Annotated in this window: 21 protein-coding genes; 11 read left to right on the forward strand and 10 right to left on the reverse strand. The window is 67.0% G+C overall.

What is annotated here, in order from left to right; all coding sequences use genetic code 11:
- Positions 1-127: 127 nt before the first annotated feature.
- The 4 genes from ACQP2D_RS40365 to pdxH all read right to left on the reverse strand — a co-directional run bounded on the left by ACQP2D_RS40365 (position 128) and on the right by pdxH (position 4,098).
- Positions 128-487, reverse strand: coding sequence for an FKBP-type peptidyl-prolyl cis-trans isomerase (locus tag ACQP2D_RS40365; protein ID WP_433681147.1), 360 nt, complete (start codon positions 485-487; stop codon positions 128-130).
- A 45-nt stretch (positions 488-532) separates the two neighbouring features.
- A complete protein-coding gene (locus tag ACQP2D_RS40370) occupies positions 533-1,837 on the reverse strand; it encodes a citrate synthase (RefSeq protein ID WP_433681148.1) in 1,305 nt (434 codons plus the stop codon).
- Between the two features lie 157 nt (positions 1,838-1,994).
- Positions 1,995-3,278 carry an MFS transporter gene (locus ACQP2D_RS40375; RefSeq protein ID WP_433681149.1) on the reverse strand — a complete coding sequence of 428 codons (1,284 nt, stop codon included), beginning with the start codon at positions 3,276-3,278 and terminating at the stop codon, positions 1,995-1,997.
- Positions 3,279-3,441: 163 nt separating this feature from the next.
- Positions 3,442-4,098, reverse strand: coding sequence for a pyridoxamine 5'-phosphate oxidase (gene pdxH, locus ACQP2D_RS40380; RefSeq protein WP_433685910.1), 657 nt, complete (start codon positions 4,096-4,098; stop codon positions 3,442-3,444).
- Positions 4,099-4,372: 274 nt separating this feature from the next.
- Between pdxH and ACQP2D_RS40385 the strand changes: the two genes are divergently transcribed.
- The 4 genes from ACQP2D_RS40385 (at position 4,373) to ACQP2D_RS40400 (ending at position 10,143) form a co-directional block, all read left to right on the forward strand.
- On the forward strand, positions 4,373-5,521 hold the full coding sequence (locus tag ACQP2D_RS40385; protein WP_433681150.1) for a citrate synthase 2: 1,149 nt from the start codon (positions 4,373-4,375) through the stop codon (positions 5,519-5,521).
- A 132-nt stretch (positions 5,522-5,653) separates the two neighbouring features.
- The gene (locus ACQP2D_RS40390) at positions 5,654-6,511 is read left to right on the forward strand and encodes a polysaccharide deacetylase family protein (protein WP_433681151.1); all 858 of its coding nucleotides are present in this window, start codon (positions 5,654-5,656) and stop codon (positions 6,509-6,511) included.
- Between the two features lie 258 nt (positions 6,512-6,769).
- Positions 6,770-9,559, forward strand: a complete 2,790-nt coding sequence (locus ACQP2D_RS40395) for a sensor histidine kinase (RefSeq protein ID WP_433681152.1) — start codon at positions 6,770-6,772, stop codon at positions 9,557-9,559.
- Positions 9,556-10,143, forward strand: a complete 588-nt coding sequence (locus ACQP2D_RS40400) for a GTP-binding protein (RefSeq protein ID WP_433681153.1) — start codon at positions 9,556-9,558, stop codon at positions 10,141-10,143. The genes ACQP2D_RS40395 and ACQP2D_RS40400 overlap by 4 nt, the downstream gene beginning before the upstream one ends.
- Positions 10,144-10,189: 46 nt before the next feature.
- Here ACQP2D_RS40400 and ACQP2D_RS40405 read toward each other — a convergent pair whose 3' ends face one another.
- Positions 10,190-10,834, reverse strand: coding sequence for a hypothetical protein (locus ACQP2D_RS40405; RefSeq protein WP_433681154.1), 645 nt, complete (start codon positions 10,832-10,834; stop codon positions 10,190-10,192).
- Positions 10,835-10,898: 64 nt separating this feature from the next.
- Between ACQP2D_RS40405 and serC the strand changes: the two genes are divergently transcribed.
- The 3 genes from serC (at position 10,899) to ACQP2D_RS40420 (ending at position 14,475) form a co-directional block, all read left to right on the forward strand.
- Complete coding sequence (gene serC / locus ACQP2D_RS40410; RefSeq protein WP_433681155.1) at positions 10,899-12,023, forward strand: phosphoserine transaminase; 1,125 nt, start codon at positions 10,899-10,901, stop codon at positions 12,021-12,023.
- 199 nt (positions 12,024-12,222) lie between these two features.
- Complete coding sequence (gene sepH / locus ACQP2D_RS40415) at positions 12,223-13,359, forward strand: septation protein SepH (protein WP_433681156.1); 1,137 nt, start codon at positions 12,223-12,225, stop codon at positions 13,357-13,359.
- A 369-nt stretch (positions 13,360-13,728) separates the two neighbouring features.
- Positions 13,729-14,475, forward strand: coding sequence for a DUF6928 family protein (locus ACQP2D_RS40420; RefSeq protein ID WP_433681157.1), 747 nt, complete (start codon positions 13,729-13,731; stop codon positions 14,473-14,475).
- Positions 14,476-14,478: 3 nt separating this feature from the next.
- Here ACQP2D_RS40420 and ACQP2D_RS40425 read toward each other — a convergent pair whose 3' ends face one another.
- Together ACQP2D_RS40425 and ACQP2D_RS40430 are read right to left on the reverse strand one after the other, a co-directional pair.
- Complete coding sequence (locus tag ACQP2D_RS40425; RefSeq protein WP_433681158.1) at positions 14,479-14,790, reverse strand: DUF2537 domain-containing protein; 312 nt, start codon at positions 14,788-14,790, stop codon at positions 14,479-14,481.
- A gap of 91 nt (positions 14,791-14,881) precedes the next feature.
- Positions 14,882-15,685, reverse strand: a complete 804-nt coding sequence (locus ACQP2D_RS40430; RefSeq protein ID WP_433681159.1) for a TrmH family RNA methyltransferase — start codon at positions 15,683-15,685, stop codon at positions 14,882-14,884.
- A 214-nt stretch (positions 15,686-15,899) separates the two neighbouring features.
- On the opposite strand from ACQP2D_RS40430, the gene ACQP2D_RS40435 reads away from it, so the two are divergent.
- On the forward strand, positions 15,900-17,105 hold the full coding sequence (locus ACQP2D_RS40435) for a GNAT family N-acetyltransferase (protein WP_433681160.1): 1,206 nt from the start codon (positions 15,900-15,902) through the stop codon (positions 17,103-17,105).
- A gap of 804 nt (positions 17,106-17,909) precedes the next feature.
- On the forward strand, positions 17,910-18,338 hold the full coding sequence (locus ACQP2D_RS40440) for a YccF domain-containing protein (protein ID WP_433681161.1): 429 nt from the start codon (positions 17,910-17,912) through the stop codon (positions 18,336-18,338).
- Positions 18,339-18,371: 33 nt separating this feature from the next.
- Here the strand turns inward: ACQP2D_RS40440 and ACQP2D_RS40445 are convergent, their stop codons facing one another.
- Positions 18,372-18,809 (reverse strand): MarR family winged helix-turn-helix transcriptional regulator, encoded by a 438-nt coding sequence (locus ACQP2D_RS40445; RefSeq protein ID WP_433681162.1) that lies wholly within the window; start codon positions 18,807-18,809, stop codon positions 18,372-18,374.
- Between the two features lie 63 nt (positions 18,810-18,872).
- Between ACQP2D_RS40445 and ACQP2D_RS40450 the strand changes: the two genes are divergently transcribed.
- The gene (locus ACQP2D_RS40450) at positions 18,873-19,109 is read left to right on the forward strand and encodes a DUF2530 domain-containing protein (protein ID WP_354960656.1); all 237 of its coding nucleotides are present in this window, start codon (positions 18,873-18,875) and stop codon (positions 19,107-19,109) included.
- An 18-nt stretch (positions 19,110-19,127) separates the two neighbouring features.
- Here ACQP2D_RS40450 and ACQP2D_RS40455 read toward each other — a convergent pair whose 3' ends face one another.
- Positions 19,128-21,185 carry a neutral/alkaline ceramidase gene (locus ACQP2D_RS40455; RefSeq protein WP_433681163.1) on the reverse strand — a complete coding sequence of 686 codons (2,058 nt, stop codon included), beginning with the start codon at positions 21,183-21,185 and terminating at the stop codon, positions 19,128-19,130.
- 126 nt (positions 21,186-21,311) lie between these two features.
- Between ACQP2D_RS40455 and ACQP2D_RS40460 the strand changes: the two genes are divergently transcribed.
- Positions 21,312-21,926 (forward strand): TetR/AcrR family transcriptional regulator, encoded by a 615-nt coding sequence (locus ACQP2D_RS40460; protein ID WP_433681164.1) that lies wholly within the window; start codon positions 21,312-21,314, stop codon positions 21,924-21,926.
- Between the two features lie 33 nt (positions 21,927-21,959).
- On the opposite strand, the gene ACQP2D_RS40465 is transcribed toward ACQP2D_RS40460, so the two are convergent.
- Positions 21,960-24,971, reverse strand: a complete 3,012-nt coding sequence (locus ACQP2D_RS40465; protein WP_433685911.1) for a sacsin N-terminal ATP-binding-like domain-containing protein — start codon at positions 24,969-24,971, stop codon at positions 21,960-21,962.
- Positions 24,972-25,008 lie beyond the last annotated feature (37 nt).

Consider the following 25,008-nt stretch of genomic DNA (forward strand, 5'->3'; position numbering starts at 1 on the left):
TCCGTCAGCCGGAACACGAGCCACATAGCGAGCCACCACGGAGCGAGTCTTACGAGCGACCGTTCGCGGCCCGTCTCAAGGGGGCCGCGAACACGCCGCGCCGAAGGCGCGGCAAATTAGACAGAGCCTACTTAACGTCCAGCAGGTCGATCACGAAGACCAGGGTCTTGCCCGACAGTTGATGGCCGGCACCGGCCGGGCCGTAGGCCAGCTCCGGCGGAATGGTCAGCTGGCGGCGGCCGCCGACCTTCATGCCCGGAATGCCGTCCTGCCAACCCTGGATCAGGCCACGCAGCGGGAAGCTGATGGACTCGCCGCGCTTCCAGGACGAGTCGAACTCCTCGCCGCTGTCGAATTCCACACCTACGTAGTGCACCTCGACGATGCCGCCCGGCACCGCTTCCTTACCCTCACCGACGGTGAGATCCTTGATCACCAGCTCGGTGGGCGCGGGGCCCTCCTGGAATTCGATCTCCGGCTTGGTCATTCGGCTATCCCCTCTGATAGGTGACGGTGAAATTGGACGGAAAAACTATCGCCCGCTGATCTCGTGGTAGTCACGGTGACCGTAACCGGTGTAGATCTGACGCGGGCGGCCGATCTTCAAAGGCTCGCTGTGCATTTCGCGCCAGTGCGCGATCCAGCCCGGCAGTCGGCCCATGGCGAACAGCACGGTGAACATGCGGGTCGGGAAGCCCATGGCCTTGTAGATGACGCCGGTGTAGAAGTCGACGTTCGGGTACAGCTGACGCGAGATGAAGTACTCGTCGGTGAGCGCGGCCTCTTCGAGAGACTTTGCGATATCGAACAATTCGTCATCGCCGCCGAGCTTGGACAGGATCGCGTCGGCGTGCTTCTTGGCGATCGAGGCCCGCGGGTCGTAGTTGCGGTAGACGCGGTGCCCGAAGCCCATGAGCTTCACGCCGTCTTCCTTGTTCTTGACCTTGCGGATGAATTCCTTGACGTTGCCGCCCTGGGCCTTGATGCCGTCCAGCATCTCCAGCACGGCCTGGTTGGCGCCGCCGTGCAGCGGGCCCCACAGCGCGTTGATACCGCCGGAGACGGAGGTGAACAGGTTGGCGTCCGAGGAGCCGACCAGGCGCACGGTCGAGGTGGAGCAGTTCTGCTCGTGATCGGCGTGCAGGATGAGCAGCATGTCGAGCGCAGCGGCGATCTCCGGATCGACCTCGTAGGGTTCGGCCGGGAAGCCGAAGGTCATCCGCAGGAAGTTCTCCACCAGGCTCAGCGAGTTGTCCGGGTAGAGGAAGGGCTGACCGACCGACTTCTTGTACGAGTAGGCCGCGATGGTGGGCAGCTTGGCCAGCAGTCGGATGGTCGACAGTTCGACCTGTTCGGGATCGCGCGGGTCCAGCGAATCCTGGTAGTACGCCGAGAGCGCGTTCACCGCGGAGGACAGCACCGGCATCGGGTGCGCGTTGCGCGGGAAGCCGTCGAAGAACCGCTTGAGATCCTCGTGCAGCAGAGTGTGCCGGCGGATCCGGTCGGTGAACTCGTCCAGCTGCGCCTGGGTCGGCAGCTCGCCGTAGATCAGCAGGTAGCTGACCTCGATGAAGGTCGAGGACTCCGCGAGCTGGTCGATCGGGTAGCCGCGGTAGCGCAGGATGCCCGCTTCGCCGTCGATGTAGGTGATCGCCGACTTGGTAGGCGCGGTGTTCATGAATCCGGGGTCGTAGGTCACATACCCGGTGCTGGCCAGCATTTTGCCGAGATCGATGCCGTCATTGCCTTCTTCGGCTTCGGCGATCGTCATGGCGTATTCGCCGCCGGGGTAGCTCAAAACCGGCTTGGCGTCGTTGATGTGGTCTTTTTCGGGCACGGAAGGATCCCTCTCAGGCTAGGACCGTCGGCATCGGGGTGCGGTCGGCACGGCGGTGCTCTCACCTAGACGCTAGTCGTTGCTCGCACGGCCCGAGAACGAGGGTGCCCACCGACCGACCTCACAAACACGTTCGCGTCACGTGAGGTTTATCGCGCTAACTCGACACCGGCACCGAGGACGACCTGGCGATCCGATATCGCACGAATGCCGGAAATGCCAGGGCCGCCAGCACCACACCGATAACCACCAGCACACCGCCACCCGCCGCGGCGACCGCGGTACCCAGGCTTGCCGCGGCAAAACCGTGGGCAACATCACCGATGCGCGGACCGCCGGCGACGATCACGATGAACACACCCTGCAGGCGCCCGCGCATCTCATCGGTGGTGACGGTCTGCAGCATGGCGACGCGCAGCGCGGCCGAGACCATATCGACCGCGCCGCCGAAGGCCGAGCAGGCCAGCGCGATCCACAGCCCCGGCCCGATGCCGAGGCCATGGCCGGTCAGTCCGACGGCAAGTCCGAAGCCGACCATGGCCAGCCCCCAGAGCACGATGCAGACCACCACCGCCAGGCCCTGGCGGCGCACATGCGCGATCCAGCCGGAGAACACCCCGCCCAATACCGCGCCGACCGACATGGACGCGAACAGCAGGCCGAGCGCGACGCCGCCGGTGGCCGGGTCACCGAAGGTTTCGCGCGCGATCTGCGGGAACAGCGCGCGCGGCATGCCGAAGACCATGGCGATCACATCGACGATGAAGGAGGCGAGCAGGATGCGCTGCGTCGCCAGATAGGCGAAACCGTCCAGAACCGTACGGAATCCGGCCTTGCGCGCGGTTCCGGTGGGTGCGATGGCCGGCAGCTTCCACACCGCCCAGACGGTGGCCAGCAGCGCGACGGCGTCGATCAGATACAGCGTGGACAGCCCGACCACCGGGATCAGCACACCCGCGAGCACCGGACCGGCAATGGCACCGATCTGCTGCACGGTCATGCTGAGCGCGCTGGCGGCGGCCAGGTGTTCGATGGGGAGCAGTCGCGGGATGGCGGCACTGCGGGTCGGCTGATTCACCGCGAACAGCGCCTGCTGCGCGGCGAATAGCCCCAGCACGATCCACACATTGTCGAGTCCGGTCGCGGCTTGGGCCCAGAAGGCCAGCGCGGTCACGCCGGTGCCGCAGTTGGTGATGAGCATCAGCTTGCGCCGGTCCATCACATCGGCGAGCGCACCGCCCCACAGGCCGAACACGATCAGCGGTATCAGGCCGAACAGACCGGCCAGACCGACATAGCCCGAGCTGCCGGTGATCTGGAAGATCTGCTGCGGCACCGCCACCACGGACAGCTGCGAACCGATCACGGTGACGATATTGCTGGTCCACAGCCGTCGGAAATCGGGATAGCGCAGCGGGGTGGTGTCGGCGAGCAGTTTCACCGATCGCAGCGTAATGAGTCGGTCAGCGGCCCAACAAGGTTGGGTGGGCTCGGTGGTGGGCGCATCGCGCAGCGATTCGATGGGGGTGGTGGCCGGACGACGGGTGGGCGCATCGCGCAGCGATTCGCTCGTGGAGTGGTGGCCTGGCGACGGGTGGGCCTGGTCAGGGTTGTAGTCGGTCGACGATCATGGCGTCACCGCTGACGCGCACCCGGATCCGGTTGTGCAGCCGACCCCGGCGGCCCTGCCAGAACTCCACCTCATCGGGGCGGATCAGATAACCGCCCCAATGCGGCGGCACCGGGATCTCGTCGACATCGGCGAAGCGGGCGGTGGTCTCGGCCAGCGTGCGATCGAGTTCGGCGCGCGAGGCGATCGGCCGGGACTGCCGCGAGGCCCAGGCGCTCAACTGTGAATCGCGCGGCCGGGAGCGCCAGTAGACGGCGGTCGTTTCCGGCGAGACCAGCTCGACCGGCCCGCGCACATGGACCTGGCGGCCGAGCGCCGGCCAGACGAAGGTCGCGGCGGCGAACGGAACACCTGCCAGTTGATTGCCCTTGGCCGAGTCGTAATTCGTGTAAAAAGTCACACCCTCCGGCGAGAGACCCTTACACAGCACCGTCCGGGCGACCGGGCGCGGACCGGCATCGGTCAGCGCGACAGTGGCGACGACCATGGCATTGGGCTCGGCGATGCCGACGGCGGTGGCCTGTTCGATCCAATGCCGCAACAGCGGCTCCCAGCCCCCGGCCAGCCAGGTTTCGTCCAGATCGGTGTCTTCGCCGCTGCCGAAAGGCATGCCGCCGTAGTCGACTCGCATGGCGGCCAGATCGGACGCCCGGAACAGGGTCGGATCGGTCACGGTCGTCTCCTGTCCGACGGATGAATTGTCCAGGTCACGCATGGGGCAGACGTTACTCCGCGGTAGCAGGGAGCTAAGGTTTTGTTGATCGGCATGTGCTCGGCGAGCCACACCCTCATCGGCGAGAACAGGCCTTTTCGAGCGGTCGGCATGCCGTCGCTCGTGACCTTTCCGAGCGACCGGCAGGCAGTCGCTACGGAATGCGAAACCGAAGTGCAAGGAGAGTCACAACATGACTACCAGCCCCGCGGTGCCCAGCGGGCACACCGCCGTACCCCCCGACTTCATCAGCGGCCTGGAAGGCGTGGTTGCCTTCACCACCGATATCGCCGAACCCGACAAGGACGGTGGCGCGCTGCGCTACCGCGGCGTCGATATCGAGGACCTGGTCGGCTCGCAGGTGACCTTCGGCGACGTGTGGGCGCTACTGGTGGACGGCGCATTCGGTCGCGGTCTACCCCCAGCCGAGCCGTTCCCGCTGCCGGTGCACACCGGTGACGTGCGCGTCGACGTGCAGGCCGGACTGGCCATGCTCGCCCCGATCTGGGGCTACCAGCCGCTGCTCGATATCGACGACGAGACCGCGCGGGAGAATCTGGCGCGCGCCTCGGTGATGGCGCTGTCCTACGTCGCGCAGTCCGCGCGCGGCATCTACCAGCCCGCGGTGCCGCAGAAGAAGATCGACGAGTGCACCACGGTGACCGAACGGTTCATGACCCGCTGGAAGGGCGATCCGGACCCGCGGCACACCGAGGCCATCGACGCCTACTGGGTCTCCGCCGCCGAACACGGCATGAACGCCTCCACCTTCACCGCCCGCGTCATCGCCTCCACTGGTGCCGATGTCGCCGCATCACTGTCCGGTGCGATCGGCGCGATGTCCGGCCCGCTGCACGGCGGCGCACCGGCGCGGGTGCTGCCGATGATCGAGGCCGTCGAAAAGTCCGGTGACGCACGCACTTTGGTCAAGGGCATCCTGGACCGCAAGGAAAAGCTGATGGGCTTCGGCCACCGGGTCTACCGGGCCGAGGATCCGCGCGCCCGCGTGCTGCGCGCCACCGCCAAGCGCCTCGGCGCCCCGCGCTTCGAGGTCGCCGCCGCGCTCGAGCAGGCCGCACTGGCCGAACTGCGCGAGCGTCGCCCGGACCGCGCCATCGAGACCAATGTCGAGTTCTGGGCCGCGGTCATCCTGGACTTCGCCGAGGTCCCCGCGCATATGATGCCCGCGATGTTCACCTGTGGCCGCACCGCCGGTTGGTGTGCCCACATCCTCGAGCAGAAGCAGCTGGGCAAGCTGGTCCGCCCGGCCGCCATCTACACCGGCCCCGGCCCGCGCCAGCCGCAGGAAGTCGCTGGCTGGTCCAGCATCGCGCACGTGTAGTACGCCGCCCAACGGGTAGTAATCGGACACCGTGGTGGGATCTATTGCCCGCCACGGTGTCCGGCCATTTGCGCCGGTAGCATCCTGTGGACGGTTGTGAGAGAGAGCTAACGGGGAATGCTGGATAGGAATATGTCGCGGCGGCGGCTGATCGGGTTCGGTACTGCGGCCGCGGCATTCGTCGCCGGATGCGGAACCGACAATGGCAAGACCACCGTCGCACAACCGAGAACCACGACCGCCGCGACCGCCGTTGATGTGCAGGCCATTCCGAAGGCCCCGCAGCAGGCGCCCGCCGCCAACGCGCCCGCGGCGGTGGCCGCCCGGCACGCGGGTGCGCAGCCGCAGCAGTGGGGCATGGAGATGGACGGCATCACCAGCACTTTCGCGGCAACCGGCAAGCAAATGGCGGTGACCTTTGACGCGTGCGGCGGGCCTGGCAATAACGATATCGACGAGGTCCTGCTGAATCTGCTTATCTCCCAGCAGATTCCGGCCACGCTGTTCCTCAATAAGCGCTGGATCGATGCGAATCCGGGTCGTGCCGCGCAGTTGGCGGCAAATCCGCTGTTCGAGCTGGCTAATCACGGTGTGGCCCATAAGCCGCTCTCGGTGACCGGCCGGGCCGCCTATGACATCGCGGGCACCGGATCGCCGCAGGAGGCGGTCGACGAGGTCTGGGCCAATCACGAACGGCTCACCACCCTGCTCGGCAAACCGCCGCGCTTCTTCCGCGCGGGTACCGCGCACTATGACGATGTCGCGGTGTCGATCGTGAACGAGCTGGGCGAACGGCCGGTCGGCTTCAGCATCAACGCCGACTACGGCGCCACCGCGAGCGCGGCCCAGGTCCAGAACGCGATGAAAGCCGCTCAACCGGGAGCGATCTCACTGGCGCACATGCACCGGCCGAACTCCGGGACCGCCGCCGGGATGACCGCGGCGCTGCCCGCACTGCGTGCGGCGGGGTTCACTTTTGTCCATCTGTGAACACGAATATTACGGAATGGACTGGACGCCCCAGGGATCGCGCCAATAACGCGCAACCCTCGGCAGCGAGCCAGTATGGTACCGATGCTGACTGCTATCCCGAGGTCAGCCGACCGCCTGCCGGTCGCTCATGGACAAACCTGCCCGACAAGTTCGGGCGCAGCACGATGGTGAGACGGATCGCGGCTGCTCACTGGGCATTTCGCCGAGCGCGAGGTGACCTGATCGGGCCGATCCGAGCGGAAGGCGGTAGGTAGGGTGGCGCAGGGAATATTCGCGCACACTCGGTGGCGGCACCTGGAGCAATGGCGGGTGCGCTGGAAAGTCGGCGCGGCCGTTGCGCTTCCGCTGGCCGCGGCCATTCTGCTCGGCGGCCTGCGCTTGACGGTCTTCTTCAACGACTACTCCCAATACGCCGATGCCGCCGATCGGATCTCCGATATTCCGGCGATCACCGCACTCGAATCCGCCGCCTCGACCGTCGCGGCCGGGCAGATTTACGGCACCACTACCGACCAGGACCTGGTCGAATTGTCAACGGCTATTACCGAAGCCACCCTGCGCGCCAAACGCGACGGCCTCGATGCGTCCGTCGCCAGGGCGCTGAAGCAGATGACCACGACCAGCGAGGTCATCCGCTCGGGCGGTAAGGGCGGCGGCGATCCGGTCAAGGCCGTCGAATTGAACAACGCGATCGTCGTCGACGCGATCGGCACCGTGGACAAGTTGCTCACCCCGATCCGCGTCGGCTCGGTCGTGGTGGCGAAGGCACAGCTCTCCGATGTGCTCGTCGGCAAGGTCGAAGGCTTCAACTGGCTGATGGCGGCGATGCAGGCAATCCAGCAGCCGACCCAGGCCGAGGGTTTCCACACCGCGCAGGGCCGATTCCTGGCCACCACCGATGCGATCGAGCAGGCCATGCCCGCGGCCAAGGCCGACCTCGATCGGGTGGTGCGCCCCAACAACGCCGTGCTCAAGGACATGATCGAGACGGGGATCCACACCCACATCGTGGACCTGGTCGAATTGCGGCGGCTCGCCATCGAATCCCGCGATATCTACACCGGGCTCACCCGCCAGATCGTGCAGAGCGTCATCGGCGATGTCGACAATAAGGTGACGGCGGCCCAGTCGGCGGCCCTACAGGCCTCACTGGTGGTGCTCGTCACGGTGATCGCGGCGCTCGGTTTGGCGCTGCTGGTCGCGCACTCGCTGCTGCAGCCGCTGCGCAGGCTGCGGGCGGGCGCGACCGAACTCGCCGAACAGGATCTGCCGAGCGAGGTCGAGCGGATCATGCTCGGCGCCCAGCTCGAGGACATCACGGTCAAACCGGTGCCGGTGCACACCGGTGAGGAGATCGGCGAAATCGCCCGCACCGTTGATGGTTTGCACGCGCAGGCGCTCAAACTCGCCGCCCAGCAGCAACTGCTGCGCGATCAGGTCAACGACATGTTCGAGACCATGGCGCGGCGCAGCCAGACGCTGGTGGATCGCCAGCTCAGCATGATCGAGGCGCTGGAATTCGAGGAGAAGGATCCCGAACGGCTCGGCCAGTTGTTCCGGCTCGACCACCTGGCCGCACGCATGCGGCGCAATAGCGCCAACCTGCTGGTGCTGGCCGGGACGCGGTCGCGCCACGATCGGTCCGGACCGGTCGAGGTGCGCGATATCCTGCGCGCCGCGGTCTCCGAGGTCGAGGACTATCAGCGGGTCAAATCCGGTGCCACACCCGATGGTTGGGTCGCTGGCATCGCGGCCACCGATGTGGTGCACCTGATCGCCGAGATGCTGGAGAACGCGCTGCGGGCCTCACCGCCCGATAGCGATGTCACGTTCTCCTACAGCCGGACCTCCGAGGGCGGCCTGCTGATCGAGGTCATCGACGAGGGCATCGGCATCACGCCGACCGAACTGAACGAGATCAACGAGCGGTTGGCGGCACCGGCCGCGGCCACTGTCGCGACGACCCGGCAGATGGGCATGTTCGTGGTCGGCAAACTCGCCGAGCGGCACGGCATCACGGTTCGACTCCGGCGCAGCCACGATCGCGCGCTGAGTCCGGGCATCACCGCGAGCCTGCACATTCCGCCCGCGCTCATCGACGTGCCGTCTCAGGATCCGGATGATCCGGCGAATCTGAAGCCGGTGATTCCGATACATCGTGATGCGCTGAGCACCGCGGCGGCGGCCACGGCCGAGTCGGCCGCCAAGGCCACACCCGCGGTCGAGGCCATTACGCCAGCGAAGGCGATCGCCCCCGCGGCCAAGGCCACACCCGCGGCCCGGCGGATCGGCGCGCCGCCGGCGGCGCTGCCCAAGCCGGCGGAGCCCGCGGCCGACGCACCTGCCGCACCGCCGGTGATCACCAGTTATGGCCTGCCGAAACGGGTTCCGGGTGTCAATCGCAAGGGGCGTCGCAAAGCGGGCGCATCCGCTGCTGCCGCCAAGACGTCTGGCGCGGCCGCAGCGACCACATCGACACCGGCCAGCGCGACACCGCCCGCCCCTACGCCGTCATCCGCGAGCGTGCCCGATTCGGGTCCACCGACCGGGCCCCAGGAGCGCGTGGTCAAGACATCGTCGTTCTTCCAGACCGCGCCTACCGAATCCACACCATCCGGGGCGAATGGGGATGCGGCAGAGTCCATCCGACCCACATCCAACGGGGAGTCGGCGCAAGATACCGGTGGTGAATCGACGCCGATATTCGCCGGGATGATGTCGAAGTGGTTGGCGGATCCGACTACAGGGGAGTTACCGGTCTTGACGAATTGGCATTCGGCGGCGGATGAAGGCTGGTCCGCCGCCCAGCGGGCGGCGGATGCGCAGATCACCGAAAGGACGACCTCCGGACTACCGAAACGAGACCCTGGGAATCAGTTGGTGCCCGGCGGGGCCGAATCGGGGGCGGGGACAACGGATTCGGCGGAGGGCCCACGACGGAATCCGGAATCGATCCGCGCAGGATTGAACAGCTATCAGCGGGGGGTACGTGACGGAAGAGCCACTGGTAAGTTGAAACCCTTTGCAGCCGAGGATGTTCGATGACCGCACCTGAGCAAGAAGCCCCCGCCGCGTCCCGCGCTGTCTCGGCGAAGATCGTGATAGCCGGAGAAATGGGCGTCGGCAAGACGACCCTGGTGGGCGCGGTATCGGATATCGTGCCGCTGAAGACCGAGGCGCTGATGACCGATCTCGCCTCCGAGATCGACGACACCTCCGCGGTCCCGGATAAGCAGACCACCACGGTGGCCATGGACTTCGGCCGGATCACCCTGTCCGACGATCTGGTGCTCTACCTGTTCGGCACCCCCGGCCAGCATCGGTTCTGGTTCATGTGGGACGACCTCAGCCTCGGCGCGATCGGCGCGATCCTGCTGGTCGATACCCGTCGCGTGGACGAAAGCTTCGCCGCGGTCGACTATTTCGAGGAACTCGGTCTACCGTTCCTGGTCGCGGTGAACGAATTCGAGGGCGCCCCGAAATTTCCCGAAGAGGCCATTCGCGACGCGCTGTCGCTCTCCGACGACGTCCCGGTCATGATGATCGACGCCAGAGACCGGGAGTCCGCCAAAACCGCCCTGATCGCACTCACCGGCCACGCCCTGGCCCGGGTGAAGGCGAACAGCTAGTGCTCGACGGGCGGCTCCGCACGTGCACCGAGCCGCCCATGCAGCGCTAGTCCTCGCCGAGGGAGGCGAGCCAGTCGACCGCGACGGATTCGCCGCGGTCGACGGTGAAGAAGGCGACCTCGAGGTGCTGGCCCAGATCGACGAGACCGATGGCGGCCAGCGGGACCGGCTGGATCAGGCGCACGCGCCACGGCTTCTCCTCATCCCAGGCGCGCAGTTCCAGGTCCAGGCGCAGCACCGGATCGTCGCGACCGGTGTAATCGGCCGCCACCGGCGCGGCGGCCAGTACGGTGGCATCGGCGCGGCGGCCGCCGGCGAGGATCTTGGCAATGCTGGCCCGGCTGGTCTCCTCGATATCGGGCACATAGAGCACCAGCCGGTCGCGGTCGCCCGGATCGACCCGGCAGCTGATCACATCCCCGGGCTGCATCCACTCCAGGTCTTCGGGGCGCATCCGCTGCCGGACCCGGGTTTCGTACGGCAGCGCGCCTTCCACCTGCACGCGGACCCAGAAAACGTGTCCTGGTTCGCTGCGCCGGGGCCGCACGCCGAGGATCGTCGCCGACCCCGCGACGCCGCGCATCAGCAACTCGCGCCGCTGCCCATCCGTTAGAGCACCAGCACGGAGCCCGAAGTTCCGTGACCCCCGACTGCGCAGTAGCCACCCCGTACCAACCGACGCCAGGTTCATGGGCGTCAACGTTAGCTGGAGTGTGGTCAGAGTCACAGCAATACCACCGTCTACCCTGTTGGCCATGACCGCTGAGTTCCCGACCATTCCCGACGATCTCAAGCCCGCCGACGGACGGTTCGGCTGTGGCCCCTCCAAGGTGCGCCCGGAGCAGTTGCAGTCTCTGGTCTCCGTCGGCGCCTCGGTATTCGGAACCAGCCACCGGCAGAAGCCGGTCAAGGACGTGGTCGCCCGCGTGCGCAAGGGCCTGCGCGAACTGTTCACCCTGCCCGACGGCTACGAGGTGGTGCTCGGCAACGGTGGCACCACGGCGTTCTGGGATGCCGCCGCATTCGGCCTGATCCGCGAGCGCTCGCTGCACCTGACCAACGGTGAGTTCAGCTCGAAGTTCGCCGCGGTGGCCAAGGGCAACCCGTTCATCGGCGATCCGATCGTGGTCTCCGCCGAGCCGGGCAGTGCGCCCGAGCCGGTCGCCGATCCCTCGGCCGACCTGATCGGCTGGGCGCACAACGAAACCTCCACCGGCGTCTCGATCCCGGTGCAGCGCCCGGCGGGTTCGGAGAACGCGCTGATCGCCATCGACGCCACCTCCGGCGCGGGCGGTCTGCCGGTGAACATCACCGACGCCGACGTCTACTACTTCGCACCGCAGAAGTGCTTCGCCTCCGACGGCGGCCTCTGGGTCGCGCTGATGAGCCCGGCCGCACTGGCCCGGGTCGAGGAGATCAAGGCCTCGGGCCGCTGGACCCCCGAATTCCTTTCGCTGCCGATCGCGATCGACAACAGCACCAAGGACCAGACCTACAACACCCCGGCATTGGGCACGCTGCTGCTTTTCGCCGACCAGATCGAATGGCTCAATGGCAATGGCGGGCTGGACTGGGCCGTCAAGCGGACGCTGGATTCCTCGTCGCGGCTGTACTCCTGGGCCGAGTCGAGTTCCTACGCCACGCCGTACGTCGCGGATCCGGCGCACCGCTCGCAGGTGGTCGGCACCATCGACTTCGCCGATTCGGTCGATGCGGCCGCGGTGGCGAAGGTGCTGCGCGCCAATGGAATCGTGGACACCGAGCCCTACCGCAAGCTCGGCCGCAACCAACTGCGCGTCGGCATGTTCCCGGCAATCGACCCCGAGGATGTCTCGCAGCTGACGCGTAGCATCGACTGGGTCGTCGAGAAACTGGGGTAAATCAGCTCGGCCACTGCGACACGCCCACTTTCGACACGCCGCGCATTAGGGTGCGGCGAATCGATCAGAGCAGACTAGCGGGGCGCGGAAGCTCTTTCGCAGATTTCCGCCCCGCGTGTCCCGCCTCGAGATCATCAGTAGTGCACTACTGTTTCGGAAAGTGGGCGGTGTCGCGAGCCGACGCGATAAGGAGGTAACGGTGCGTGAACTTCGAGTGATCGGGGTGACGCCCGACTCCACGCACATTGTGTGCATCGACACCGAGACCGGCAACAAGTACCGGCTGCCCGCTGACGACAAGCTTCGAGCCGCAGCACGCGGAGACCTTGCCCGATTCGGCCAGATTGAGATCGAGATGGAAGCAACTATGCGTCCCCGCGATATTCAAGCTCGTATCCGCGCCGGGGCATCCGTAGAACAGGTCACCGAGGAATCCGGGATGCCGCTGAGCCGGGTCGAACGGTTCGCCTATCCCGTGCTGCTGGAACGGGCCCGCGCCGCTGAACTAGCGCAGAAGGCCCATCCGGTGCGCGCCGACGGTCCGGCCGTGGAAACCCTGATCGACATCGTCACCGCCGCCTTCACCGAACGCGGGCACACCCTGGAGAACGCCGAATGGGATGCCTGGAAGGACGAGAAGGGCTTCTGGGTCGCCCAATTGCAGTGGCAGAACGGCCGTTCCGAAATCGCCGCGCATTGGCGCTACCAGCCCGACGCGCACGGCGGCTCGGTCTCCCCGCTCGATGATCCGGCCTCGGACCTCATCGATCCCGACTTCGGCCGCGCCCTACGCGGGCTCGCGACCATCCTCCCGCCGCAGTCCGAAATCGAAGCGCCCGTCGCGCCCGAACCGTCGGTAGAGACTCGGCCCGTGGAGACCCGCCCGACCGAGGCGCGTCCGGCGCGCGAGACCGCGGCGGCACCGGCACGGACGGCGGCACGCAGTCAGCCGACCCTGGACGACTACTACGAGCAGCGTTCCGTCGCGGCCGGTGGTAGCGGCACGCCGGTCAGCGCCGGCGGTGCGGCTGCCGCGATTCCGGCCGCCGCGACCACGAATGCCATTCCGGCCGCGGGTGGTTCCGCTGCCGCCGCCGCGGGGACGAGCACCACCCCGGCCGCCGGTGCCGCACCGACCGCCCCGGCATCCGGTGTGGGCACCGCCCCATCCGCGCCCACTGCTCCGGCCAAGCCCGCCGCCTCGGCGAAGCCTGCCGCGGAGGAAGCACCGAAGACCAAGGCCGCGCCCGCGAAGGCGGCGCGCAACAAGCGGGGCAAGGCGCCCATGCCGTCGTGGGAAGACGTGTTGCTCGGGGTCCGCAGCTCGGGGCACTGAGTCGAGTTACCCCGGACCGGGTTTCAGGTCCGGGTCCGGGCCGGCAACACTCAGCCCCCAACTCGCGCGGCGCTCGAGATCAGGTGGGACTCGTCGCGGCATCGATTCAGAGAACCCCACCACGAGCACTGCTCGATCTTGATTGCCTGATCGCCAGCTAACTGTTTGCTGCGAATTTCTGAGGCCCGCTGGCGTGTTCGGAGGCGGAAGGTCCATCGCCGAAGCGGGAGAACGGGTAGATTTTTCGTGTGTCGTCGACTTGGTTTGTCGACGTCGGGCGGGTCACGGTAGTGCGAAGTCACGCGAGGACGCCGTGGGTTGCTCGAAGTTAGCGGAGCTGTTTGGTGCAACCATCGGGAGGTGCCGGAAATGCTGTTCAAGGCTTCGTCTCTCTGGTACGTCGACGCACAGGATCCGTTGGCGGTACTCCGCGCGAACCACGATCCGGATCCGGAAGCCGCGCTGGCACTGGCGAAACAGTTGCACGAGGACCGCGACGTCCTACCCATCATGGTCGGCACGCTCGGCGGTTGCGCGGGTCCGGATGCCGACGAGGTGTACATCGGCTGCTATCCCGGGGTCACCGTGGTCTGCTCGGCGCAGGCGGCACGGGCGCATCCGACGGCACTGCCGGAATTGCTGGTCCGCCCGCTCGCCTCGGAGCACACCTATCTGGTCTCGTTCGACGCCCACCATGGCTGGGGCGCGTTCGCACATTGGGAGCGTGGTGAATTCCGGCGCTCGTTCAGTTCGACACGGGTGAACATCCTGGAAGACGACGGCCTGCCACTGGTGTGGGAACGCTCGTATTGGGCGGGTGATCATCCGGTGCGCTGGCAGGCCGGGGAACTGCCGGACCCGCAGACGCTCCCTTTCGATCCGCCCGATTTCGCCGACGCCGCCAACAACGAGTGGCTCGGCTTCCACTACCGCTCCCCCGCCGCCGACGGCGCGCTGACACCGGGCGATATCGCGGTCTGCGGCTTCACCCTCTATCCGAAGGGGCAGGCACCCGGTCCAGCCGACCTGATGCCATCCGACGCGCAGCACAACGGCGATTCGAGACCCCGACGCGGCCTGCTCGACTGGCTGCGCGGCAAGGATCGCGTCTGCTGAGGTCTAGCCCGACAGTCCGCCGATGATCAGGACCAGCCAGCCGAGCAGAACACCGACCGCACCGCCGCCGATGACCCAGCGGGTCACCGGCGCCTGCCGCCAGCGCCAAGCGGTGGGCGCGGCGCCGCCGACGGCGACCAGGTTGACCAGGATCGCGAGGATCGGATGCACCTGTGCCAGTGCCGAGCCGAAGGCGTATACCGCGACGGCCGTCAGCAAAGCCACCATGGTCGCGACGGTGAGCCCGGCGGCCCACGGGGTCGGATCCTGGTAGGGCTGGTAGGGGCGGTACGCCCCATTGGGGAAATAGCTCACGAGGGCGCCTCGCCGGCGCTCGGCTCCGTCGTGCGCCACGGCGCGCGGTGCTTATGGTTCACCCGCTGACGCTCGCTCACGGGATCCCCCCTCATGACGTCCTCACCCGTTCATAGAACGCCATGGCGGCCGCGGTCGCCACATTGAGCGAATCGGTACCCGGCGACATCGGAATGCGCGCCCGAATATCGGTGGCTCGCATGGCCTCCTCGGTCAAACCGGGCCCCTCCGCACCGAGCAGCAATGCCACCCGCTCCCCCGTCATCGCCGTGGCCAGGTTCACCGCCGCCCGGTTCGGGGTGAGCGCGATGAGCTGGAATCCCTTGTTCCGCAACATATCCAACCCGCCCGGCCATTGCGGCAGCTGCGCGAACGGCACTCGCAGCACATGTCCCATCGACACCCGCACCGCCCGCCGGTACAGCGGATCGGCGCACCGGTCTCCGAACAGGATGGCCTCGACGCCGAGTCCCGCCGCATTCCGGAACATCGAGCCGAGGTTCTCGTGATCGTTCACCCCCTCCAGCACCGCCACCGTCCTGGCCCGCTCGATGACCTCGTCCACACTCAACTCCGCGGGTCGGCGCGCCACCGCGAGTACACCGCGATTGAGATGGAACCCGACCACCTCCGCCATCACCTCGGCGGTCGTCCGGTAGTACGGCACATCGATGCCCGCCAGATCCGCCGCGAGTTCGGCGCGCCGCTTCTCCACGCCGAGCAGCGCGTTCGGCCGAAACCGCGAATCCAGCATCCGCTGCACGACCACCACCCCCTCCGCGATCACCAACCCCTTGCGTCCCGGCAGATCGGGCCGCCGATCCGCGGACTTCAAGTCGCGAAAGTCATCGACCCGCGGATCAGCAGGATCATCAATATCGATCACTTCAGCCACCGCTACATCCTGCCGGGCACCACCACCCCACCCAACACCGGTGCCGACCACCGCCCAACGCCTGGTGCCGCAGAGGTTCGGGTCCAACTGTCGGCGAGTCGTGCGGCATGTCGGTCTGCGGGGCGTTCGGAACCTCTGCGGGAAACCACGGTGCAGCTTTGGTGGCGCGGTAATTCGAGTGCGGGCGGGTGGGGCGGCGTGGGATGGTCGAGGGATGACGCTGATACCGGGCATTACGATTCGGTCGGCCACCGAGGAGGATGTGGCGGCCATTGCGTTGCTCGGCGATACTTCGTTCGGCGTGCGTAGTGAACCGGAGTACGCGCAGCTGCGGGCGCAGGTCTTTCCGACCGAGGAGGCGATCGTCGCCGTCGACGACGGTCGCGTCGTCGGACATGCCAGGTCCACCCGGATGACACTGACGGTGCCCGGCGAGCGCACGGTCGAGGTCTGTGGCATCGCCGGGGTCGGTGTCGCGCCGATGCACCGGCGGCGCGGGATTCTGCGGGCCATCTATACCGAACAGCATCGACGCACCGAAGCGGCCGGGCTCGCGCTGACCATTTTCACCGCGAGTCAGGGCGCCATCTACGGCCGGTTCGGCTACGGCCCGACGATTCGCGAGAACGCGGTCTCGATCGATCGGCGGTTCGTCGAGTTCCTACCGTCGGCCCCCGATCCGGGCGGCGTGGTGCTCAGCACGATGACCGATGCGGGCGAGCCGATCCGCGCGATCTACGACCGGTGGCGTCGCCTGGTGCCCGGCGCGCAGCGGCGTCCCGAGGCCCGCTGGAAAATGGACCTCGCCGATTCGCCCGCCTTCCGCAATGGCAGCAGCGAACTTTTCGCATTCCTGCACCCGGACGGGTACGTGCTGTATCGGTACAACCGTCGCGACCGCAGCATGACCGCGGTCGTCGAGGAGATGCGCGCGGTGACTCCGGAGGCGCATATCGCGTTGTGGCGGGCGCTATTCGGGTTGGAGCTGTGCAGCCACATCGAGGCGGCGCTCACCGATAACGATCCGCTCCCGCATCTGCTCACCGATCTCCGGCTGGTGCGCACGCAGGCACGCTATGACGGATTGTGGTTGCGGCTCATGGACGTTCCCGCCGCGTTGACGGCACGTTCGTATCTGCGCGATCTGAATGTCGTACTCGCGGTACAGGACCCGTTCCGGAATGCGGGCGGCAGCTTCGAACTCACGGTGCGCGACGGCGTCGCCGAATGCGTGCCGACCAGCCGGACCCCCGATTTCGAACTCGGCATCGACGTGCTCGCCAGCATGTACCTCGGCGCATATCCGGTGCGGGTCTTCGCTGGTGCCAACCGGCTGCAGGCCAAGGATGCCGGCCAGCTGCGCGCACTCGACGAGGCGTTCGGCGCGGAGCGGGACGCAGTGCTGGGTTGGTTCTTCTGAGCTGGGCTGGTTCTTCTGAGTCCGGTTGGTTCCGCTGAGCTGGGTCGGTTCCGCTGAACGGGTCGGTTCCGCTGAACCCGGCTGGTTCCGTTGAACCCAGCTGATTCTGTTGGGCCGGCTGATTCCGCCGAACCGGGTCGGTCCGGCTGGTCCTGTTGAGCTGGGTCTGTTTCCACTGAGCCGCGCTGTTTCCACTGAGCCGCGCTGTTTCCGCTGAGCCGCACTGGTTCAGCTGAGCCGGGTTGGTTCAGCTGAGCCAGGCTGGTTTTGTTGAGCGGGTGGGTTCCGCTGAGACGGGTCGGTTCCGCTGAACCCGGCTGATTCCGTCGAACCCGGGCTGATTCCGTTTAGCCCGGCTGATTCCGCTGAACAGGGCCGGTTCCGTTTAGCCCGGCTGATTCCGCCGAACCGGGCCGGTTCCGTTTAGCCCGGCTGATTCCGCCGAACCGGGCCGGTTCCGTTTAGCCCGGCTGATTCCGCCGAACCGGGCCGGTTCCGTTTAGCCCGGCTGATTCCGCTGAACGCGGCTGATTCCGCCGAACCGGGCTGATTCCGTCGAACCGGACTGGCTCCGTCGAACCGGACTGGCTCCGTCGAACCGGGCTGGCTCCGCCGAACCGGGCTGGCTCCGCTGAATCGGGCTGATTCCGTCGAACCGGGCTGGCTCCGCCGAACCGGGCTGATTCCGCTGAATCGGGTCGGTTCCGCTGAGCTGGGCCGGTGCTGTGGATCGGGGTTGTCCCTGAGCTCACCTCGTACTCCGGAGTGATGTCCGGATATGCGGTGGGCTGGCATGCTGGATTTATGAAGCCGATTCAGCTGGTGCTCAATATCCTGTGGCTCGTATTCGTCGGGTTCTGGATGGCGCTCGGCTACATCCTGGCGGGCATCATCTGCTGTGTCCTGATCATCACCATTCCGTGGGGGATCGCGTCGTTCCGGATCGCGGCCTATGTGCTGTGGCCGTTCGGGCGGACCACGGTCGAAAAGCCTTCCGCAGGTGTGGGGTCGATGATCGGCAATATCATCTGGTTCCTGGTGGCCGGTTGGTGGCTGGCGCTCGGGCACCTGCTCACCAGCATCCCGCTGTTCATCTCGATCATCGGCATCCCCTTCGGCTGGGCAAACCTCAAGCTCATCCCGATCTCGCTGTTCCCGCTCGGGCGCGAGATCGTCGCGAGCGATCAGCCGTTCGGGGCGCAGTACAGCCGCGGTGGGTACGTAACTCGCTGATGACCCCGCGCCGACGCGGTCGGGACACTCGGCTTACTCCGAGTCGTCGACCAGCTGCTTCATGATGCCGACGGCGCGGGTCAGCACGACCAGCTGATCGTCGGTCAGGGTGGACAGCTGTTCGGTCATCCAGGCCTCGCGGGCACTGGTCTCATCGGCGATCAAGGCGCGGCCCGCATCCGAGAGCGAAACGATGATCTGACGGCCGTCGGTCGGGTGCGGTTTGCGCTCAACCAGTTCCAAATCGGTCAGCGAAGCGATCACGCGCGTCATCGACGGCGGCTGCACGCGTTCCTTGGCCGCCAGGGCGCCCGGCGTCATCGCACCTTCCCGATGCAGGGTGGCAAGTGCGGAGAGCTGGGTCAGCGAAATCTGCGCGTCGGCGCGCCGTCCTCGCAGATGTCGCGTCAAGCGCACCACCGCGAGCGACAGCTCACCAGCGAGAGCTCGAACATCCGATGGCGTTGTCACAGAGCAGAACGATACGGGACACGCTGGCCGGTGGACGCCTGTTCCCGCAGCTACGCTAGGACTGTGACCCAGAATGTCCCGCAGATACCGCCGCGCTTCACCGATCCACGGCCGGTCCTTGCGGTCGGCAGCATCCTCTGGCTGATCGCCACCATCGTGGTGTGGACCAGCGACCGCTGGGAATCGGCGCGTCCGGTGTGTCTGATGGGTCTGGCGGTGGGGTTGCTCGGTTACACGATCTTCGCTATCCAGCGCCGTGGAGCCCGACGCGGGGACAAGGGCGCACAGACCGGGCTATGAGCCGCGCGTGCTCGCGCGTCAGCCCACGTCGAACTCATCGGTGGTGCCGATGAAGGGCCGCAGCACGCCGTCGGCGCCCAGGCTGTCGGCGAAGTGCCGCATGCGATAGCGGCCAGAGGCGGCGTCGGCGGGGATGTCCCAGGTGAACCGGGCAACGGATGCGGCGGTGCCGCGTTTGCTCCAGTAGAAGCGCACCGCCCATTCGCCCTCGTTGGCGACCCGCTCCCAATCGCCGGATGCGTTGCGGCGCTGCACTTCCAGGAAGGTGCCATTGCGGCGGTTGTTGTGTTTCGGATGGGCGGAGACGAATTCGGCGGCAGCCTGGGTGCCGGGCGGGTAGGCGGCGGCGGGTTGGGTCAGGACATCACCGAAACCGCGGCCCGGGAGTGTGGCATCCGGGCCCGGCGCGGGCTGGAAGTTCGGCTGCAGGTTGGATACATCGCGGGGTGCGGGACCGCGCGGCACCTGCTGACGGGCGGCGAAAGCCGTTGCCAGCCGGGTGAATTCCTGCTGGTAGGCGGGCAATGTGTAGCGGCCGAACAGGGTCGAGCCACCCTCGTACTGCTGGGAGTCGTACTCCTCCGGGGTGGTGACATATTCGTGGTAGGCGTTCGCATACCCCTGCATGAGCACCTGCTCCAGCCCAACACCGAGCGCGGCGGCCACGGCGCGGCGGATGCGCAGTCCGGAGACGATGGTGAATTCGCCACCGCCGCAGGCCAAATAGAGATCACCGATCCGAACGATCTGAATGGGCACCACATTCGGCACCCACGGCACCGGGGGCAGCAACCCCAACGGCGCCACGATCGCCTTGGGCGCCTGGGCATCCGCGAGCCAGGACGGTACGGGCTGGCGCGGATCGCCGAGGGCATCGATGAACGGGTTGCGCACGCCCTCGGGGATCGGGAGGCCGGGTAGACCGGGACCGTCCTCGACGCTGCCCGCGATGAGCGAGACGCCCGCGGCGGCGGTTGCGGTGTGGCGCGGGTGACCGTCCGGGGTGAACCTGCCGTCGACGGCGGTATCGGCCAGGTCGATATAGCAGAGCATCGAATCGACCGGACCGCTGATCGACTGTGCCCCCGCCGATGCGGATTTCGAGGCCAGATATTGCCGCTCGCCGATGATGCGGGTGTTGTCGAACTCGTCCTCGGTCGGGCCGGAGCCGGGTCGCAGATTCAGGTTCGGGGACATATCCCCCGCATTGGTCTGCGCGAAGGCCGCCACGAAATCGGCTGGGCCGTCCAGATATCGGACGCCGTGCTCGGTGTGCTCATAGGAGAACGAGGCGTAGCCCTTGTTATCCGCGCTGATCAACCGGTTCTGGTTGGTCATAGAAGTGTTGTGGGTGGCGAACCAGGTGATGGCGCCGACCTGTTTGCCGTCCTTGACGAATGACAGCGCGGTGACCGCCGGGTCGATGGCATTCGGGAAGTGCTGTTTATCCGCATCCGGGTTGCGCTCGAAGGCAACTCGCGATCGATTGACGCTGGCATCGTGCAGTTCGGCGCGGCCGAGCGTGAGTGTGCCCGGTCCGAGATCGGCATGTGCGGCGGCGATCGCCTCCACAATGCCGTTGACCTCGGCGTCGTAGACCTGCTGCTGAAATCCGAGGATGGACAGGTTGTACGCGTAATCGTTGCTGGAGCCACCACAGGTCGCATGCGAATGCGTCGAGGTGAGCAGGACGTTCTGCTCGGTGTAGAGATCACCGAAGCGGCGGGCGAGTTCGAGCATGACGCCGCGGTGTACGGACTGGAAAATCATGCCGTTCTCCGCGACCGCGAACACGATACGGCGCGCACCGCTGCCGATGATGAATGCGCGGGCGCGCGGGCGCAGATGAATGCCCGCGGTCTGCTGCTCGAACTGCGAGTAGCCCATCATTCCGCATTCGGCGGCGGGACCGGTGATGTCGGAAAGTCCGAGTCCGATGAGATAGCCATCCGCAGCGGGGACCGCCGCGGCCTGCGTGCCGAGTGCCGCCGTCATTCCCGGCACGGTGACGGCTGTCGCGAGCGCGGCCGAACCCGCCGCGGTTCGGGCCAGTACCGTTCTGCGTGACACCGGCATTCGCGTCTCCCTTCGGTCCATGGTGAAGCGAACCACACAACTGGACGCTCGTCCAGTCGAGATTTTCGGCCCTGCGAATTGACTGCGGCGAAGTTGGAGACTTAACTCGCTGAGGTGTCCTCCCGATTGAGCGTCGAAGAACGACGGGCCCACCTTATCGAGGCAGCCATCGGCCTTGCCGAGAAAAAGGGCGTCGCGGGCGTGACCACGCGCGATGTCGCTCAGGCAGCCGGTGTTTCGCTCGGTGTGGTGCATTACTGTTTCGAAAACAAGGACGCGCTGATGACCGAGCTGGTCAAAGCGTTGTCGATGGAATTACGCGATTCCGTTGACGCCAATGAAACAGTTTGGCAAGACGTCGGAAGTGGAAAAGAAGCGCTTCAAAAATTGGTGCGTGCCGGACTCGAACTGATGTGGCTCAACATTGAAGCAACACCGGAACGACAACTACTCACCTACGAAACCACCACATATGCGCTACGCGAAGGGGAATCGACCCCGGCGAAACTCGCCATCGCACGCGAACAGTACGCATTCAACGACACCACCGTCGCCGACATCCTCGACCACGCGCGCGATGCGACCGGTTGCCGTTGGTCGGTACCGGTGCAGACGCTGAGCCGCTTCACGCTCAATGTGATCGATGGGGTCGTGCTGCGCTGGCTGGTGGACAACGACAGCGAAAAGGTGCGCGGGCAGCTGGATCTGCTCAGCGAGATGGTCGCCGGCTACGCGGTGTAGGTCGGTTCTCCCCTGGGACGGGGGTAGTCGGCATCAGGCTGAGGGGTACGGGGTTTGGATGTGGGTGGTGGTGCCATCGTGCCACCAGGGGACGGCGACCGTGGCGTCCAATGCGCCGTGCAGGCGGATCCGGAGGTTGTCGTGCAGCACCAGATCGCCTTCCTCGGGCAGCGTGAACAGTTGGCGCAGCACGATTCCCAGTGGTTCGGCGGACCATGTGGTGCGGCGGCCCGCACTGGTCACCTCGGCGGTGATCGACTCGGAGACCAGCGGCAGGTCGAGTAGGGTCGCGAGCGCGGATGCGGTGGCGATATCGCCTGCTACCAGGCGGTCCGGGGGTAGGGCGAGGCCGAACCAGGGCTGGTCGAGCACCCAGACGTCGTCGGGATCGACGACCGCCGCGGACAGGGCGCGTACCCGGTCGGGCAGCTCGAGGTCGGTCAGGTCCAGCTGGTCCGCGGCCACAGCGGCGGCCAGGCGGGCGTGGGTTCGGGAAACCACCTCGGGCGTGGGGGTTTTCGCCGGATCCGCGAGGGCGTCGAGTAGGGCGGCGGCCAGTTCATGGGTGATCGCATTCGGATTCGCCAGGACCGCGCGCATGGCAGCGGAATCCAGGCCGGAGAGTTCGAATGCGGGGAGCAGACCGGCGAATTCGGTATCCGCGGGATGGCGGAGCAGCCCGAGCAGGGTGCCGTCTATGCGTGCGTGGCTGCGCAGCCACCAAGCCGTATACCCCTCGGGATCGGTGAGCAGCCGGTGGGTGCGCGGGGCGGATGCCAACTGCCGCAATGCGGCTGGCCAGCACGACTCGGCCACCAGGTCCAGGTCGCGGACGGCGGCCAGCTCCGGCGGGTCCTCCGGCAGGCCCGTCCACCAGCGCTCCTCGTCGTCCAGGTGATGGTCCGGACCGGTGGGATCGGACTCGACGACAATGCTGAAATCCCATCCGACGCCCACCGCTCGCAGCGCATCCGCGCCATAGCGGTCCACCAGGTCCGCCGCGACGGTGCCGAACGGCGAATCGGCCACCAGCAATGCGCGCAATGGGGCATCGGGGAGCAGCAATTCGTCGGCGGGCAGCAATTCCCCGGTGCTGTCCGGTAATTCGAGCTTGCCGAGCCAGGACGGGAGCGCCGAGGGATCGGCGTGCGCGGCCAATCGCAGTACGGCATCGACGGTGTCCGGATCGTCCGGCTGATCGTCCAACTCGGCGCGCAAACCGGGATCGGTCAGCAGATCCTCGGCGGTGGCCGAACGCGCACCGAGCCGCGCGAGTAGCGGGTGGACCGCCTCCGGATGCACCAGCCGGGCCCAGTGCACCGGTATCGCGACCTCGAGCTGGTCATCCAAAACGACTGTGCGCGGGCCGGTTACCAGCCGCCCGTCGGCCAGCGGTACCGCGAGCGCACCCAACTCCTCGGCCGCCAAAGGATCGACAACATACGGCTCCAACGCCGCATACAACGACTGCCACCACTTCGGCGACCGCTCCAGGCCACCCGAAAGCTCCGCCAGCCGAGCCAATCCGATCCGGTGCGCATCCAGCACGCCCAGTGCCTCGGTATGCGCCCGCCCCGACAGTTCGGGAATCACCAACGGCCCGACCACATCGTCGAGCAATTCGGCCAATTCCCGACTGAGACCGGTAAATACGCTCGCGCGCGTCGGGACCGCGGTCACTCCCGGGCCATCAGACGATTCCGCGACGACCGGAGCGCTCATGGCCAAGTCCTCGGACTCGGCGTCGAGCTGGCCAGTGTCCTTACCGATGCTGACCGCAGTGCGCTCATCAGGCGCCGTAATGTCCTGCGCCGCTGCGATGTCCGTTGGCGATGAGGTGAGTGGACTGCCGACGGTGGCAGTGGGTGCGTCATCCGGAAATGCCCAGCCTTCCGATTCCGCCGCGTCGGAGCCGGTGAGGGGCCCGTCGACGTAGTTCCGGCGGGCGGTTACGACCGGGAGCCAGGAGTGGGTCTGGAGTTCGCGGACCAGGGCCTCGCGCAGCAGGCCATCGACCTCGCTGCGGGCGAACCCCGGGACGGGGACCAGGACTAGGCGATCGCGGGGCGGGAGTGCGCGGGCGAAATCGGCATAGCCCTCGGCCAATTCGGCGAGGCGCGCACCGGGCAGCACCCGTCGACGGTCCGGCTGCATGGGAATATCGGCGATCAGGAGGGCCGGTAGCGACAGCTCCTCATCGGATCGGGTGGGTGCGCGCAGCACATCGGGCGCGGCGGGCACCGGCCTGCCATCGCGCACCGGCAGCAGCCAGCGCGCCCGGGCCGTACGGAACTCCCACCAAGTCCGCCGTTCCGCTGCGGGCCCGTCGATGCGCACCGTCCGGATCCCGGGTACCGGATGGCTGCCGAGGCCGCTGTGCTCGGGCTGGTGTGGATTGTGCAGATCGGTGACGGTACTGGTCAGCTCGTCGTCGCCGATACGGATGTACCGCAGGGCTGGGAGTTCCAGGAGGAGGTCGGCGGCTTCGGCGCGCATGGCGGCAAGGAGGCTTTGCGGATCGACGTCCGGGCGCAGGGTCAGCACGATCTCGGTATCCGCGCCCGGCGCTGGGACGGCTTCGATCGGCCAGGCCAAGCGCAGCACGGGCGGGGTGAAGGTGTCGGCCGGATCCGGGACGGTGATCGCGTTGTCGCGCAGGGCCTTCCAGGTGAGGTCACGGGAGAAGCGGAGAGAGCCGGTGGTCGATCGCACCTCGATCTCATCGCTGACCGTGCGCACCGCGGTGAAGCCGACGCCGAATCGGCCCACGCTCGTCGCCGGATCGGCTTTCCCGGAGGCGCGCAACGCCGTGAGCGCGTGCACACCGGAAATATCGAGCGGCGCACCGGTATTCGAGATGTGCACGACGTCATCGACGAGCCGCACCACCAGCCGCCCCGGCACTCCGGCCTTGGCCGCCGCATCCGCGGCATTCTGCGCCAGCTCGGTCAGCAGCCGATCCCGATAACCGGCCCGCACCAGATCCGCCTCGGTCGCCGCATCCTCCCGCAACCGAGTAGGCGAATCCCGCCACGCCGCGAGCACCCCGGCCCGCAGCCCTGCCGTACCGAACTGATCGAAC

The sequence above is a fragment of the Nocardia sp. CA-119907 genome (assembly GCF_050955995.1).
GTDB lineage: Bacteria > Actinomycetota > Actinomycetes > Mycobacteriales > Mycobacteriaceae > Nocardia.

Coding starts and splice junctions, on each gene's coding strand:
- ACQP2D_RS40365 (WP_433681147.1), bottom strand. CDS start 487: ATGACCAAGCCGGAGATCGAATTCCAGGAGGGCCCCGCGCCCACCGAG.
- pdxH (WP_433685910.1), bottom strand. CDS start 4,098: ATGCGAGTCGACTACGGCGGCATGCCTTTCGGCAGCGGCGAAGACACC.
- ACQP2D_RS40385 (WP_433681150.1), top strand. CDS start 4,373: ATGACTACCAGCCCCGCGGTGCCCAGCGGGCACACCGCCGTACCCCCC.
- ACQP2D_RS40390 (WP_433681151.1), top strand. CDS start 5,654: ATGTCGCGGCGGCGGCTGATCGGGTTCGGTACTGCGGCCGCGGCATTC.
- ACQP2D_RS40400 (WP_433681153.1), top strand. CDS start 9,556: ATGACCGCACCTGAGCAAGAAGCCCCCGCCGCGTCCCGCGCTGTCTCG.
- ACQP2D_RS40405 (WP_433681154.1), bottom strand. CDS start 10,834: ATGAACCTGGCGTCGGTTGGTACGGGGTGGCTACTGCGCAGTCGGGGG.
- serC (WP_433681155.1), top strand. CDS start 10,899: ATGACCGCTGAGTTCCCGACCATTCCCGACGATCTCAAGCCCGCCGAC.
- ACQP2D_RS40420 (WP_433681157.1), top strand. CDS start 13,729: ATGCTGTTCAAGGCTTCGTCTCTCTGGTACGTCGACGCACAGGATCCG.
- ACQP2D_RS40435 (WP_433681160.1), top strand. CDS start 15,900: ATGACGCTGATACCGGGCATTACGATTCGGTCGGCCACCGAGGAGGAT.
- ACQP2D_RS40440 (WP_433681161.1), top strand. CDS start 17,910: ATGAAGCCGATTCAGCTGGTGCTCAATATCCTGTGGCTCGTATTCGTC.
- ACQP2D_RS40455 (WP_433681163.1), bottom strand. CDS start 21,185: ATGCCGGTGTCACGCAGAACGGTACTGGCCCGAACCGCGGCGGGTTCG.